13 protein-coding genes are annotated in these 13,808 nt (G+C 70.8%); 5 read left to right on the top strand and 8 right to left on the bottom strand.

The window, feature by feature from the left end; translation table 11 throughout:
• The first annotated feature begins 147 nt into the window (after positions 1-147).
• Positions 148-1,236: an ABC transporter permease gene (locus tag CP978_RS02525; protein ID WP_043437168.1), complete on the top strand. Its 1,089-nt coding sequence runs from the start codon at positions 148-150 to the stop codon at positions 1,234-1,236.
• Positions 1,233-1,919: an ABC transporter ATP-binding protein gene (locus CP978_RS02520; protein ID WP_043437167.1), complete on the top strand. Its 687-nt coding sequence runs from the start codon at positions 1,233-1,235 to the stop codon at positions 1,917-1,919. The genes CP978_RS02525 and CP978_RS02520 overlap by 4 nt, the downstream gene beginning before the upstream one ends.
• Positions 1,920-1,972: 53 nt before the next feature.
• Here CP978_RS02520 and CP978_RS02515 read toward each other — a convergent pair whose 3' ends face one another.
• On the bottom strand, positions 1,973-3,139 hold the full coding sequence (locus CP978_RS02515; RefSeq protein ID WP_174498598.1) for an epoxide hydrolase family protein: 1,167 nt from the start codon (positions 3,137-3,139) through the stop codon (positions 1,973-1,975).
• Between the two features lie 100 nt (positions 3,140-3,239).
• Positions 3,240-3,833, bottom strand: a complete 594-nt coding sequence (locus CP978_RS02510) for a TetR/AcrR family transcriptional regulator (protein WP_043437165.1) — start codon at positions 3,831-3,833, stop codon at positions 3,240-3,242.
• Positions 3,834-4,097: 264 nt separating this feature from the next.
• Between CP978_RS02510 and CP978_RS02505 the strand changes: the two genes are divergently transcribed.
• On the top strand, positions 4,098-4,916 hold the full coding sequence (locus CP978_RS02505) for a hypothetical protein (RefSeq protein ID WP_043437163.1): 819 nt from the start codon (positions 4,098-4,100) through the stop codon (positions 4,914-4,916).
• Positions 4,913-5,914, top strand: coding sequence for a HoxN/HupN/NixA family nickel/cobalt transporter (locus tag CP978_RS02500; RefSeq protein ID WP_052453957.1), 1,002 nt, complete (start codon positions 4,913-4,915; stop codon positions 5,912-5,914). The genes CP978_RS02505 and CP978_RS02500 overlap by 4 nt, the downstream gene beginning before the upstream one ends.
• Positions 5,915-5,972: 58 nt before the next feature.
• On the opposite strand, the gene CP978_RS02495 is transcribed toward CP978_RS02500, so the two are convergent.
• The 5 genes from CP978_RS02495 to CP978_RS02475 form a co-directional block, all read right to left on the bottom strand.
• On the bottom strand, positions 5,973-7,253 hold the full coding sequence (locus tag CP978_RS02495; protein ID WP_043437161.1) for an MDR family MFS transporter: 1,281 nt from the start codon (positions 7,251-7,253) through the stop codon (positions 5,973-5,975).
• Between the two features lie 7 nt (positions 7,254-7,260).
• The gene (locus CP978_RS02490; protein WP_052454506.1) at positions 7,261-9,060 is read right to left on the bottom strand and encodes an ABC transporter permease subunit; all 1,800 of its coding nucleotides are present in this window, start codon (positions 9,058-9,060) and stop codon (positions 7,261-7,263) included.
• A gap of 95 nt (positions 9,061-9,155) precedes the next feature.
• Positions 9,156-10,661: an ABC transporter substrate-binding protein gene (locus CP978_RS02485; protein WP_043437159.1), complete on the bottom strand. Its 1,506-nt coding sequence runs from the start codon at positions 10,659-10,661 to the stop codon at positions 9,156-9,158.
• Between the two features lie 73 nt (positions 10,662-10,734).
• Positions 10,735-11,274 (bottom strand): GNAT family N-acetyltransferase, encoded by a 540-nt coding sequence (locus CP978_RS02480; RefSeq protein WP_043437158.1) that lies wholly within the window; start codon positions 11,272-11,274, stop codon positions 10,735-10,737.
• 98 nt (positions 11,275-11,372) lie between these two features.
• Complete coding sequence (locus tag CP978_RS02475) at positions 11,373-11,609, bottom strand: hypothetical protein (RefSeq protein WP_043437155.1); 237 nt, start codon at positions 11,607-11,609, stop codon at positions 11,373-11,375.
• Between the two features lie 307 nt (positions 11,610-11,916).
• On the opposite strand from CP978_RS02475, the gene CP978_RS02470 reads away from it, so the two are divergent.
• Positions 11,917-13,122 (top strand): MFS transporter, encoded by a 1,206-nt coding sequence (locus tag CP978_RS02470; protein WP_043437153.1) that lies wholly within the window; start codon positions 11,917-11,919, stop codon positions 13,120-13,122.
• 96 nt (positions 13,123-13,218) lie between these two features.
• Here the strand turns inward: CP978_RS02470 and CP978_RS02465 are convergent, their stop codons facing one another.
• Positions 13,219-13,596, bottom strand: coding sequence for a hypothetical protein (locus tag CP978_RS02465; RefSeq protein WP_052453955.1), 378 nt, complete (start codon positions 13,594-13,596; stop codon positions 13,219-13,221).
• Positions 13,597-13,808 lie beyond the last annotated feature (212 nt).

The following is a 13,808-nucleotide window of genomic DNA, read 5'->3' as shown; positions in this document are numbered from 1 at the left end:
GGATCCTCGGCGCCTCCATCGAAAGTTAGAACCCGTGCGCCGTCTTTCGGCCCGCGAAGTGCCGTCCTGAGCCGGACGCGCACGCAGGGGGCCGGCCGCGACGGTGGAGCCATACCGCCTCCACCGCTGGAAAGGACGGGCAAGGCCGTGTTTGTCGCCTGGAGAGATCTGAAGTTCGCCAAGGGGCGCTTCACCCTGATGGGAACCGTCATCGTACTGATCACCCTGCTGGTCGGTCTGCTGTCCGGACTGACGGCCGGACTGGCTCGGCAGAACGTCTCCGCGATCACGGGACTGCCCGCCGACAAGATCGCCTTCCAGGCTCCCAGCGGCGGTCAGGACCTGTCGTACACCGATTCCACCGTCACCGAGCAGCAGTGGCAGCAGTGGTCCAGGACCCCCGGTGTCGAAGGCGCCGAACCGCTGGGGATCAGCACCGTCAAGGCCACCGCCGGAGACAAGGGCACCGCCGTCTCCGCCTTCGGCGTCCGGCCAGGCTCCCGCCTCGCCCCGGCAAGCGGCACGATCGACAACGCGTCGGTGGTGCTGTCCACCGGGGCCGCCGCCGGCCTCGGCGTCAAAGCCGGCGACATGCTCACCCTGGCCGGGCAGCGAGTGAAGGTGGCCGCCGTGCGGGGCGACGCCTGGTTCAGCCACACCCCGGTCGTCTGGACCAGCCTGCACACCTGGCAGAAGACGGCGCCGCCCACCGATGGCAAAGAGGGCCCGACCGCCACGGTCATCGCCCTGAACATCACCTCCGAGGCCGATGCGGCGGCGGCCGACCAGCAGGCCGGCACCAGGACCCTCTCCATCGACGACTCGCTGTCCGCGATCGGCTCCTACACCTCCGAGAACGGCTCGCTGCAACTGATGCGCGGCTTCCTGTTCGCCATCTCCGCACTCGTCATCGGGGCCTTCTTCACGGTGTGGACCATCCAGCGCAGCAGTGATGTCGCCGTCCTCAAGGCACTCGGCGCCTCCACCGCCAACCTCCTCAAGGACGCCCTCGGCCAGGCCGTCGTGCTGCTCGCCGGCGGCACCCTGGTCGGCACCGGCATCGCCGCAGCCGTCGGAGCACTGGTGGCCGGCTCAGCCGTTCCGTTCCTCCTCACCCCCGCCACCGTCCTGCTCCCGGCCGCCGTGACGATCACCCTCGGTGCTCTCGGAGCCGCCCTCTCCATCCGCCGCATCACCTCCGTCGACCCGCTGACCGCCCTGGGGAGCGCCCGATGAGCCTGGACCTGACCGACATCACCCTCACCTACCCCGACGGCGACACCCGCCTGACCGCTCTCGACAGGGTCAGCCTGAAGGTCCCCAAGGGCAGCCTGACCGCCGTGGTCGGCCCCTCCGGCTCCGGCAAGTCCAGCCTCCTGGCCGTCGCCGCCACCCTGATCACTCCCGACGCCGGCACCGTCACCCTCGACGGCACTTCCACCACCGGTCTGAGCCGAGGCGAGCTCACCGACCTGCGCCGTCACAAGATCGGCATCGTCTTCCAGCAGCCCAATCTCATCGCCTCGCTCACCGCGGCCGAACAACTGCAGGTCATGGCACAGCTCGACGGCCGAAAGCCTCGCACCGCCCGCAACCGGGCCCTGGAACTCCTTGAATCGGTCGGACTGGCAGACCAGGCCGACCGCCGGCCCCACCAGCTCTCCGGCGGCCAGCGCCAGCGCGTCAACATCGCCCGCGCCCTCATGAACGGCCCCACCGTCCTGCTGGTGGACGAACCCACCAGCGCCCTCGACCATGAACGCGGCGCCGCCGTCATCGACCTGATCACCCGCCTCACCCACCAGCAGTGCGCCGCCACCGTCCTCGTCACCCACGACCGCACCCACCTCACCGCCGTCGACCGGATCGCCGAGGTTCACGACGGAAGGCTCAGCCTCCCGGCGGCCGTGGCGACCTGACGGTGGAGAAGGACGCCTGCGCGCCGGCACGGGGCGGCGAAGCGGCGAGGGGGTCAGGCGCCGGGCCGCGGGACCGGCGACAGGGGTGGGCGGTGGTCGCGGAAGAACTCGGTGATGTCGTGGGCCAGCAGGCCGGGTTCTTCGTGGGCGGCGAAGTGTCCGCCCCGGGGCATTCCCGTGTAGCGCGTGACGTTGTATGTGCGCTCGGCCCAGCTCCGCGGCGGCCGGCTCAGGTCGGCGGGGAACAGGGCGACGGCGGTAGGCACGTCCACCCGTTCCACTCGCCGGGTCAGGCCGCGCGCGTACTCGTAGTAGGGGCGGAACGACGTGGAGATCGTGCCGGTGAACCAGTAGAGGGAGGCCTGGGTCAGCAGGAAGTCGTCGCTGAAGCGGGCGGACAGGTCGCCTCCGCAGTCGCTCCACGCGCGGTACTTCTCGACGAGCCAGGCGAGCAGGCCGGTAGGTGAGTCGGCCAGGCCCTGGCTCAAGGTGAGGGGGCGGGTGCTCTGCTGGTGCTGGTAGCCGCCCTCCTGCGCCAGCCAGGCTGCCACGGAGTCGAGGTGGTCCTGCTCTTGCGGGGTGAGGCCGGCCGCGTCATAGGCGGCCGGGGCGGCCACGGCCGTCAGATGGATGCCGACGAGCGCCTCGGGGTGGGCCTCGGCGAGCCGGGAGGTGACACCGGCGCCCAGGTCCCCGCCGTGCGCCGCGTACCGCTCGAAGCCGAGTTCGTCGTGCATCAGCCGGTGCCAGAGGTCATGGGTCTGCTCGGCGTCGGTGAGCGCGGGCCGCTGGGGCGAGAACGCGAATCCGGGCAGCGAGGGGACGATCACGGTGAAGGCGTCCTCGGCTGCTCCTCCGTACCGGGAAGGGGTGGCCAACCGGTCGGCGAGGGCGGTGAGCTCGAGGAAGGAGCTGGGCCAGCCGTGGGTGAGGACGATCGGTAGCGCGTCCGGGTGTTCGCCGTCGAACCGGAGGTAGTGCACGGGTGTTCCGCCGAGGTCGGAGAAGCGGGAGGGAAGGGCGTTGATGGCGGCCTCGTGGGCTCGCCAGTCGTAGCCGTCGGCCCAGTACGCGGCGAGACGGCGGAGTTCCCCCGGGTCGGTCCCGGCCTCCCAGCCGCTGACCGGCCAGGGCTCGGCCCATCGAGTGGCCCTCAACCGAGCGCGGAGCTCATTGAGTTCGTCGTCACTCACCGCGATCACGGGCGGGCTGCTCGGCATGAGGTCTCCTTGGTGTGCTGCTGGAACGGCGTCGTTGTGGGGACCCACGGGAACTCCCCGTGAGAGCCTCGCGGGCACGGAGCAAGCGCGGCAACCGCGTTCAGGTGTCCCGACCGGTGAGCGGAGGGAGGGCCTGCGCGATCGCGGCATGTGTGGCCTCCCGCGGCTCCGGCTCCGTCGCGAGGAGCGCATGCATGATCAGCCCTTCGAGCAGGGCGTCCAGACGGCCCGCGATCTCCGGCCCGGTGAAGCGGGACAGAACGGCCCGGCTGTCCCTGGTCCACTTCTGTGTGAGCGCGCGCAGAGCGGGATCACGCAGAGCCGCCAGGTGCAGTTCGAAGCCCAGGACCGCACTGCGGCGCCGGGACGGACCTCCCTGTACGAGTTCCACCAGGACCTCGATCAGGTCCTCGCGCGCTTCCACCTCCGTGAAGAGGCTCTCGAACTCCGCAGTTCGCTGCTCGACGTACCAGTCGAATGCCTGCGCCTGAAGCTCGGCCAGGCTCGAGAAGTGGTAGGTGACCGACCCCAAGGGCACATCCGCGCGTGCGGCGACCTTCCGGTGTGTGATGCCGGCCGCCCCCTCCGCCACGAGGACATCGAGAGCGGCGTCCAGAATGCGCGTCCTGCGCTCCGGATCATGTCGACGAACCCGCCTCGCGCCGGAGGTCTCCCCAAGTTCCACCTCGTTCATAAGAACAAATGTACACCGCTAAAGAACGGATGTACTTATCCGGCCTGCGAGAGCAATCTCATCGTTCGCGCCTCGGACGCGACGGGGTGCACGGGGGCGTGGTGTGTACACGACCGGGGACTCGCCGGTGTGCGGTTCAGGGGCCGCAAGTTCATCTGGTCTCCACGTGATCGTCGGGCGTACGTCCGACCCGTTGTACAAAGTGCCGTTTCGACGCCGTGTCATCGAGCGCCGGCACTCACGGACCCACGAAAGAACCGCACCGTGTCCCTGCACATCCTTGCCCGTTCGAGGGCTCAGGTCCGGCCGACGCCGGGCACCTTGCTGGCAGGGGCGGCGCTGGCGGTCTTCATCGCCTTCGCGGGGCCCGTGCCTTCCGCGGCCGCGCACCCGTTCGGTCCGCCGTCCACGGCCGAAGTCAGCGTCCAGGGTTCTCGTCTTCTGCTCGCCTGGAACACCGACAAGCTGGACTGGGTGACGCTCGGCCAGTCACTCGGGATCTTCAAGGGTCAGGGTGGCAGCGGGAGTTCCCCGGGGCTGTCGTTCGAGCAGAGACTGCAACGGTCCCCGGCTGTCCGGGCCTATCTGCTCGAGCACATCGCGGTCGCTCAGGCAGGCCGGCCCTGCCGGGGGACCGTGGTCGGGGAGATGAAGGACTTCCTTGCCCAAGGGGCTCAGCTCGCCTTCGACTGCCCGGCCCCCGGGGTCGAGGTGGACGTCACGATCAGCGCCCTCACGGACCTCCACCCGGCGTATCGGACCATGCTCACCTCACAGGGCCCGGCCGAGCCGCAGCAGGCGCTGTTCACCTCTGCCGAGCCCACCACACACATACGGTTCACGGCCTCCGGCGGAGGCGTTCGCAGGACGGTCGCGGTCTTCTCCGTCGGCACTCTCGCCGCCGCCCTGGCCATCGGCGGGTGGGTCTTTTGGCGCTCACGGCGCCGGACGGCTGCCCCCTCCGGCGACACCACCATCACGGGACACGGCTTCCCCGCCGTGTCCCCGGCAACCCCGAACGGCCCGGGCGGCGAAGCCGTGACGACCGCCGACACCGGCACAGGCACCAGGAGTAACGCATGACAGGCGTCGGGAGTCTCGACAACCACCTGATAGCCCTTTTCGACGGACACGCGCTCTTCTGGGTCGCCTTGGTCGTCGCGCTCGGCGTCGGCGCCGCTCATGCCGTCGCCCCCGGCCACGGCAAGAGCATCACCGCCGCATACCTGGTGGGAACACGGGGGCGATACAAGGACGCGGCGCGCCTCGGCGTGATCGTCGCCACCATGCACACCTTCTCGGTGCTGGTGCTCGCGCTGCTGTGGGTGGGCGTCAGCAGCACGGCGATCAGCACCAAGACCGCCACCGCATGGATGCAGGCCGCGGCGGGCGCGATCGTGGCGATCGTGGGGGTGGGCCTGATCTACCGGCATCTCCGCGGCCGTGGACATGCCCACGGACACAGCCACGACCATGCGCACGGTCACGGCCACTCCCATGGGCATTCCCACGGGCATGGCCATGAGCATGGGCACTCCCACGGACACCACGACCACGAGCACGGGCATGGGCACTCCCACGCACACCACGACCACGACCACGAGCATGGGCATGGGCATGGGGATTCCCCCGCACACCACGACCACGAGACGACGGCGCAGGATGGCACCGCCCACGCCCACCACCACGTGGAGCAGCTGACGAATCCATGGTCCCGCCAGGGCCTGGTGGCGCTGGCGCTCTCGGGCGGGCTGCTGCCGTCGCCGTCGGCATTCCTGATCTTTGTGAGTGGTCTGCTGACGGGCCGTGCACTCGGCGCCCTGGCCATCGTGATCACGTTCGGTGTCGGGATGGCGCTGACCCTCACGGGCGTCGGGGTGGCCACCATCCGCGGTTTCACCCTCATGGAGAGACAGTTCCGTGGCCGGACGGCCGCTGCCAGGCTCAGGTCCTGGACCCCGCTTCTGGCCGGTCTGGCGGTGGTGACGGCGGGGTGTCTCTATGTCTTCGCCGCGGTGTCCACCCTGACGGACGACGGGGACGACCTGGCTCCGGCCTCCAGCACGGCGACGCTGCCATAGCGCTCGGCTCGACCGACTCGGCTCGACCGGGTCGGGGGTGAACAGGCCTCGTCCGCTGTCATCGGACAGGCGCGGACCCCGGCCCGCGCGGCAGCAGAGCCACGGTCAGGGCCGGCACGGTGGCGAGGATCAGCCACGGGACGGCGGGCGGGAGCCCCATGCCGAGCAGGGACCCGGTGGCCGAGCTGCCGAGGAGCACGATCAGGCCGGAGACGGAGGACAGCGCCCCCGTGTAGAGCCCGATGCGCCCCTCCTTCGCCAGGTCGGGCACCCACGCCCGGGCGGCGGGCACGATCAGCATCTGGCCGAGCGTGAGCAGGACGACGTACCCGGCGGCGGGCAGCAGACCCGCGAGACCCGTCCAGCCCGCCGGTCGCGCGGCCGCCACGACCGCGAACCCGGCAGCGACCAGCAGCAGCCCGGCGGCCATGGAGCGGCGCAGGTCGAGCCGGTCGCTCGCCCATCTGGCGACCGGGAGCTGCGCGAACACGACCAGCAGGGACGACAGGGCGAACAGCCAGGCCAGCGGAGCCTGCGAACCCGTCGCTCGTTCGACCTCGTCCGGCAGGGCGAGATAGAGCTGGTTGTAGGCGAGCAGATAGCTTCCGTAGGCGCAGCACAGCGCCAGGAAGCGGCGGTGGCGCAGCAGTTCGCGCACTCCGCTCCCTTCCCGCGACCGCGTTCGGCCGGGGATGTGCCGCGGCATCAGCCACGCGTGACCGGCGAGGACGAGCACGAAGACCCCGGCACCGGCGAGGCACGCGGTGCGGAAGTCCACGGCGAGCAGCAGGCCGCCGAGCAAGGGACCCACGAAGGCACCGGCCTGGCCCGCGGCGGAGAACAGGGCCAGGACGCGGGTCCGTGAGCCATTGCCCTCTTCTTCCCACACCACCGCCTGCCGTGCCACTTCCGACTCCACGGCCGGGGAGAACAGTGCGGCGGCGAAACCGATCAGCAGCACCGCGCCGATCACCGCCCAGGTCTCCTTCGCGAGCCCCAGCCAGAGGAACCCGGCGATCCGCAGCACACAGCCGCCCAGGACGGCCGGCCGCACGCCGTACCGGTCGATGAGCCGGCCTCCGACCACGAACAGGCCCTGCTGGCTGAAGGTTCTGAGGCCCAGCACCAGGCCGACCGTCCAGCCCGCCATGCCGATCGCCGTGCCCAGATGGTCGGCGAGAAACGGCAGCACGGCGAAGAAGCCGATGTTGAAGGCGAGTTGGGTCAGGATCAGCAGCCGCAGCAGTGGCGAGAGGTGCTTCCAGATGGGTTTGTGCGGCGGTCTGCGGCGGCCGGTGCCGGGGCGCTTGGTCAGGAGGCGGGAGAACACGTCGGCCATCAACAGGTCAGATCCGTCGGGGGGTGCCGGTGGGAGAGGAGGTCAGGGCGGTGTGCCGGGTCGGCTCGGGCTGCGGCGCGGCGGGTCCGGGCCCGCCGCGCCGCACGGGCCGCCGTTTCGGCCACGGTCGGGGCCGGGGCAGCCGTGCCCCGCCCGCCGCCGTGACAGCCAGCGCGCCCAGCAGGGCGAGCACGGTGGCGGGCGCCAGGACCGTCCAGGGGGCGCGCTCGACATAGGGCTGGTTCTCGGCGAGCAACAGGCCCCACTCGGGGGAGGGCGGCTGGGAGCCCAGGCCCAGGAAGCCGAGCGCGGCGAGGCTCAGGGCGATTCCGGGCAGTCGGAGCAGGGCGTGACGGACGACGGGCGGCAGGACGGCGGGGAGCAGTTCGTGCCAGAACAGGTATCCCGGTCCCGCGCCGAACGCACGCGTCGCGGTCAGGTGAACGGTCGCGCGCTCCTGTTGCAGAAGGGCGGAGGTGTGCGCGGCCAGCGGCGACCAGGCGACGACGGCCACGGCCAGCGCCGGTGTCCACGGTCCGCCGCCCGCGACCCCGGTGACGAGCAGAGCGGCCAGTACGGGCGGTACGGAGTTGACCGTGTCGACCAGCGGCCCGGACAACCGGGGCAGCAGGCCGAAGAGTACGCCGCCCACCAGGGCGACCGCACTCACGGCGAGGGCGATGCCGAGCGTGTTCGGCGCGCCGTGCGCGATACGGGCCAGCACATCCCGGCCGAGGGCGTCGGTGCCGAACGGATGTGCGGCGGACGGGGCCTGGAGGCGGGCGGTGGTGTCCAGGGCGAGCGGGTCGCGGGGCAGGCCGAGAGCGATCACGGCGGCGAGCAGCAGCCCGTAGACGAGGGGAGTGAAACGTGGCGCGGGCTGGGTGGGCCGGTGCAGGGAGTGCAGGGCGCCGTCGCGCAGCGCGGGCCCGATCAGCCCTCGCATCCCCGTGCGTGCCAGCAGAGTGGCCGCGGTCGCGAGGATCATGAGCATCAGCGTGCCGGTCTGCAGTACGGGCAGATCCTGCGCGAGGGCGGCACGCAGGGTGAGCCGCCCGAGTCCCGGGATGTCGAAGATCTGCTCCACGGCGACCGATCCCCCGGTCAAACCGACCATGAACAGCCCCAGGTTGGGCAGCAGCGCGGGCGCACAGCGGCGCAGTGCCTTGCGGACCAACGATGTCGGCGGCACCCCGCGGGCGGCGGCGGCCAGGGCCCACGGTTCGGTGAACGCGGCGGGCAGCAGGTCGTCCAGCATCCGTCCGAGGACCGCGCCCACGGGCAGACCGAGGGCCAGCGAGGGCAGCAGCATCCACCGGGGGCCGTACCAGCCGAGCGCGGGCAGCCAGCCCAGCTGTACGCCGATGACGGAGGCCAGCACGGAGGCGACGAGGAACTCGGGCAGTGCGGCCAGCATCGCGGATCCGGTGCCGCCGGGCCGGCGCCCGCCGAGCTGTCCCCGTGAGCCCGGCCGGAGGGTGCGCGCACACACCACGCCCACCGTGACGGCGGCGACGACGAGGGCGCCGGCCATCAGCAGCAGGGACGCTCCCAGAGCCTGGAGCACGGCCGGAAGCACCTCGGTGTCCGACACCCAGGACCGTCCGGCGTCCGCGTGCAGCAGCCCGCCCAGCCAGTGTCCGAGCAGCGCCGACGGGCCGTCGTCCAGGCCGAGGCCCTCCCGGATGGCGCGCAGTGTCTCGGGGGTCGGGTCCCGCTCGACCGAGCGGGCCTTGAGCACGGTCAGGGCGGGGTCGGTGCGCGAGAGCCAGGGCAGCAGACCGATCGCGCACACCAGGGCGGCCATGAGCACGGCTCGCCACAGCAGCGTGAGGCCGCCGCCCCGCACGAGCGTGCGCAGGGCGGCGGTGACTCGGTTCCTGACGGGAGTGGTCGCGGACCTCAGAGCCGGGTCCCGATGCCGACGAGATCACGTTCGTAGGGGTCGAGCAGGGTGCCCTTGACGGATGCGCCGACGCCGGTGACGACCTTCAGATGCACCAGCGGGATCACCGCGTCCGTGCCGAGGATCGCGGCTTCCGCCTTCATCGCCGCGTCCTGCCGCTTGACGGGGTCGGACTCGGTCTGGGCGGCGGCGACCAGCCGGTCCACGCTCTTGTCGCACAGGCGCGACAGGTTGTACGAGCCTTCGCAGGTGTAGTCACCGGCCAGGACGGTGACCGGGTCACCGGTGTCGAGCATCATGTTGCGGGAGGCGACGGAGGCGTCGAACTTCCCGGCCAGCAGGTCGCTTTCGAGACGCGCGTAGGCCCGCACCTCCAGCTTCACCGTGAACCCGGCCTTCTTCAGCTGCTGCTGGAGGACCTGGGCGGCCTCGGGCAGCTCGGGCCGGTCGTTGTAGGTGGCGAGGGTGATGCTCCTGCCCTGGGGGTCGGCGGCCTTCGCCCGGCCGGTCGGCTCGGTCCGCTTCCCGGCCGCCCAGCTCAGGGCGGGGCCGTAGAGACCCTGGGCGGGCTCGGCGTATCCCTCGTACACACCCTCGGCGACCGCGGAGGCGTCGACGGCCTTGCGCGCGGCGGCCCGCAGCCCCGCGTCCTTGAAGACGCCTGTCCTGGTGTTGAGGTACAGGCTGGTGTTCCGTGCGGTGTCGACCTCGTGGACGGTGTTCTTGTCCAGAGCGGTCACCTGTGCGACGGGGATCGCCTCGGCGATGTCCACATCACCGGTGCGCAGCGCGTTGGCGCGGGCGGTGCCGTCGGAGACGAACTTCGCGTCGACACCGGACGCCTGGGCACGGCCGCCCCAGTAGTCGTCGAAGCGGTCCAGGGAGGCCGCCGTGGCACCGGTGATCCTGGTGAGCTCGAAGGGGCCGGTGGCGGTGCCGACCGGGTTCACCTTGCCGTCCTTGCCGTACGCCTTCGAGGAGAACACCGCGAGACTGGGGTTGCTCAGCCGCAGCGGCAGCACCGGATCGGCCTCGGCGGTGCTGACCTCGACCCGGTTGTCGCCGACGGCCTCGGCGGTCAGCTTCACTCCGGAGACGGCGGACGGCGCCGGGTCGGCCCCGGCGGTGTGGGTGAGGGCGGAGGCGACGGCTTCGGCGGTGACATCGGTGCCGTCCTGGAACTTCGCGTCCCGCAGCGTGAACACCCAGTTCTTGCCGCTCTTGTCGCTGCTCCAGGACTCGGCGAGCCCGGGTACGGCGCTGCCGTTGGCGTCCAGCCTGGTCAGCCCCTCGGTGACGCCGAGCCGCGAGAGGTCGAAGGCGTCCTGGCCGTACGGGGAGTAGTTCTCCGCCGGCGGGAACGCGAGGGCGACGCGCAGACGTCGTTCCTTGCCGGAGTCACGGGAGTCCGAGGACGAGTCGTTGCCGGCGGAGGAGAAGCAGCCGGAGAGCAAGGGGGCGAGCAACAGCCCGGCTATCAGCCGTGGACGGGGAGATCTCATGTTCCTGGTTCTTGTCTTTCCTGGGAGCCCGGCTGTCGACCGACCGCCAGTCCATCCGATATGAATATCATATTCACTTAGTGAAAGGGATCTCGAAGTGCACGACGCCGCTGCCGCCGCCGGGCACCTCCTCCCGCTCGTCGCACACGACCTTGCCCAGCGTCTGCCACAGGCCCATGGCGCCGGGTGAGTGCGGATAGGTGTGCAGATACACGGACCGGTAGCCGCCGTCCGCCCGGGCGAAGTCCATCAGCCCGTCCACTAGTCGCCGGGCCAGCCCGCGTCGGCGGTGCTCCGGGCGTATGTACACCCGCCGCAGCTGAGCGGTCTCGCCCGACGGATACCGCTCGGCCAGCCACCGCGGGTTCGGTGGATGCTCGGGCCCGCGCGCATCGAGCGCGGCCGTGCCGACCACCGTCCCGTCCCGCTCGTCCACCGCGACCAGCAGGGTGTGCCGGGACGAGGTGAGATAGAAGGACTCCGGGTCGATGATGTCGGCGTGCCATCGCGGCACATATCCGGTGCCGAAGTCGCGATAAACCGTGTCGAGCATCACGGCCCGCGCCCCGTCGAGGTCTGCGGCCGTGGCTGTTCTGATGCAGTAGGAGCGCACCTGCGCATCATATGCAGTAATTTCCGGGTCGCCGGTGGTCTGCATATGACGGTGAGATGAAGCTGTCGGACCCGACGGGGCAGTGGGGCCCTCGACTTTCAGGCGTGATCGACCAGTTGGGCGTGTCCGTGCCGACGTGCGCAGTGGGCGCAGCAGAAGAACTGGCCGTCCGTCGCTTGAAGGCCGTGGCCGAGGATGCGGCATCCGCAGTTGTCGCAGGTGGGAGCGATCCGCTGGGCCGCACACTCGAGGCTGTCGAAGGTATGGGTGCCGTCGGCCGTCCTCACTTCGAACGCCATCTCGTAGTCGTTGCTGCAGACCTCGCAAACTGCCATGAACCTTCGCTCCTTGCTGTGCCGTGCCGGTGGGCCCGGTCGCCGGGTGGGTGGCGGCTGCTTCCTGCTGTGTTCCACCTGGCACCCGCCCGGGATCGGGCGGCCCCCGGGAATCACTCCGACAGACCCACGCCGCCCCGGCCGGCAGCCCCGGTCCATGACGGCCGGGTACGGTTCCGGTGGTCTCTGCGCACCCTGGTCGGAGCGCTGCCGGGACGGAGGCGGCTGATGGACGGTTGCCGCTTTCGTCCTGTGACCACAAGGTGCACGACCGGCAGAACGAGAACTCGGGGTTCAAGGAGCAAGGGTGAACGTTGGTGTGCAGCGTGGTGCGATCGCTGCCGTGCAAGTGCTCGGCCTCGCTGTGTGGTTTTCCATATCGGCGGTGGTGCCGAGCCTGCGGATCGACTGGGGGCTCACGGCCGGCGGCGCGGTGTGGCTGACAGCCTCCGTTCAGTTCGGGTTCGTCGCCGGGGCCCTGGCATCGACAGCCCTGAACCTGGCCGACCGGATCCCGCCCCAGCGTCTGCTCGCCGCCAGTGCCGCGGCGGCCGCAGCATGCACCGTGGTGCTGGCTCTTTTCGTCGATCAGCTCGCCGCCGCCGTCCCGCTGCGTTTCCTGACCGGCATGTTCCTGGCCGGGGTCTACCCGATCGGTATGAAACTCATGGCCTCCTGGGCCGGCAGCGCCGGGCGGGGCATGACCATGGGCGTCCTCATCGCCGCCCTCACCCTTGGCTCCACCTTTCCCCACCTCATCGCCGGGATGGGCGTACTGCCGTGGCGCGGCGTTCTGCTCGCCGCCGCAGGAGCCGGACTTCTGGGTTCCGTCACCGCCTTGGCGTTCGTCCGGCTCGGCCCCCATGCGGCGCCGTCCGCCCCCGTTCGCAACGCCCGTTACGCGCTCACCATGTTCACCGAGCGTGGGCCGCGCCTGGCCAGCCTCGGCTACTTCGGGCACATGTGGGAGCTCTACGCCCTGTGGACCTGGATCCCGTCCTTCCTCCTGGCGACCGACGCTGCCGAAGGACTCCCCGTTTCGGTGGAGACGGCGGTGTTCCTCACGATGGGTCTCGGCGGAGTGATCGGCTGTCTGCTCGGCGGCTGGGGCGCCGACCGCTTCGGCCGTCCTTCCGCCGCCCTGACGGCACTTGTTCTCAGCGGCCTGTGCTGCCTGCTCTCTCCCTTCCTCTTCCACGCCTCGCCGGCGATCCTGCTGGCCTTCTGCACACTGTGGGGCGCCGCCGTGATCGCGGACTCCGGGGTGTTCTCGACCTCCCTCAGCGAAGTCGCCGATCAGCGTTATGTCGGAACGGCCCTCACCGCCCAGACCGCGATCGGGTTCGCCCTCACCGCCGTCAGTATCCAACTCACCCCCTTGGTCGCCGAGGCCACCGGCTGGCGTTACGCCTTCCTCCTTCTGGCACCCGGTCCCCTGGCGGGCGCCCTCGCCATGCGCGCCCTTGGCAGCCGTGCCAGACCCATGGTTCTCTCCCCGCAGGGCAACGCCTGACGCCCGGCGTTCGGACGCGCTCCCGGATGACGGGTACCGGGCGCCTTCGCAGTGAGGAGACGGGCGGGCAGCGCGCCTCGACTGCGGCCGGGGGTGTCAACGGCTGAGCACGTCGTCCCAGACGTTCCCACGGTTGGCCCAGGTCCACAGCCATCGCCGCAGTGAGTGGGACGCATGGCGCAGGCCGTCGTGGGGACGCCGACCCCATGTGGGATCCCAGCCCCCGGCGTCGTGGAGCAGCACCGGGTTGCCGACGGCGAGCAGCGAGACGTACCACTCCATCGAGCAGCCGCCTGAGGTCAGATGGAGCCACGACGCCGGCAGCCCTTGCAGGCGTTGGCGTTCGTGGGTGCGAACTGCGGAGGGCCAGTCGACCGGGTGGAACGGTGTGCGATTGCCGTCGGTCAAGGAGGCAAGACCGCTCTCGGGTCCGAAGCCCCCGTTGCCGACCTCGGTGTAGAGGCGCCGGAGCAAACCGGGCAGCGGTCGCCCGATGCGGCTCTCGGCGTGCTCAACCTCCGTCAGGGTGATCGCATGAACCGGGACCCTACCGAGAGGCTCAGTCCGTCCTCCGAAGCCGTCGAAGGCAGATGAGAGCAGGCCAGTCAGCAACGCCGTACAACCCCCAACGCCCCTTGATCGTCAAGGGGGTGTGGCCCGGCGTGGGCCGCTGACCGGCGACCACG

The organism is Streptomyces nodosus (genome assembly GCF_008704995.1).
GTDB lineage: Bacteria > Actinomycetota > Actinomycetes > Streptomycetales > Streptomycetaceae > Streptomyces > Streptomyces nodosus.
This window is presented reverse-complemented; position numbering and strand designations above follow the sequence as displayed.

What these genes read in the sequence shown, in the direction of transcription:
- CP978_RS02490 (WP_052454506.1), bottom strand. Translation starts at nt 9,060, where the DNA reads ATGGCCGCCCTGGTGTGCGCGATCGGTCTGCTGCCCTGGCTCTCGCGC.
- CP978_RS02520 (WP_043437167.1), top strand. Translation starts at nt 1,233, where the DNA reads ATGAGCCTGGACCTGACCGACATCACCCTCACCTACCCCGACGGCGAC.
- CP978_RS02495 (WP_043437161.1), bottom strand. Translation starts at nt 7,253, where the DNA reads ATGGCCGACGTGTTCTCCCGCCTCCTGACCAAGCGCCCCGGCACCGGC.
- CP978_RS02510 (WP_043437165.1), bottom strand. Translation starts at nt 3,833, where the DNA reads ATGAACGAGGTGGAACTTGGGGAGACCTCCGGCGCGAGGCGGGTTCGT.
- CP978_RS02515 (WP_174498598.1), bottom strand. Translation starts at nt 3,139, where the DNA reads ATGCCGAGCAGCCCGCCCGTGATCGCGGTGAGTGACGACGAACTCAAT.
- CP978_RS02500 (WP_052453957.1), top strand. Translation starts at nt 4,913, where the DNA reads ATGACAGGCGTCGGGAGTCTCGACAACCACCTGATAGCCCTTTTCGAC.
- CP978_RS02475 (WP_043437155.1), bottom strand. Translation starts at nt 11,609, where the DNA reads ATGGCAGTTTGCGAGGTCTGCAGCAACGACTACGAGATGGCGTTCGAA.
- CP978_RS02485 (WP_043437159.1), bottom strand. Translation starts at nt 10,661, where the DNA reads ATGAGATCTCCCCGTCCACGGCTGATAGCCGGGCTGTTGCTCGCCCCC.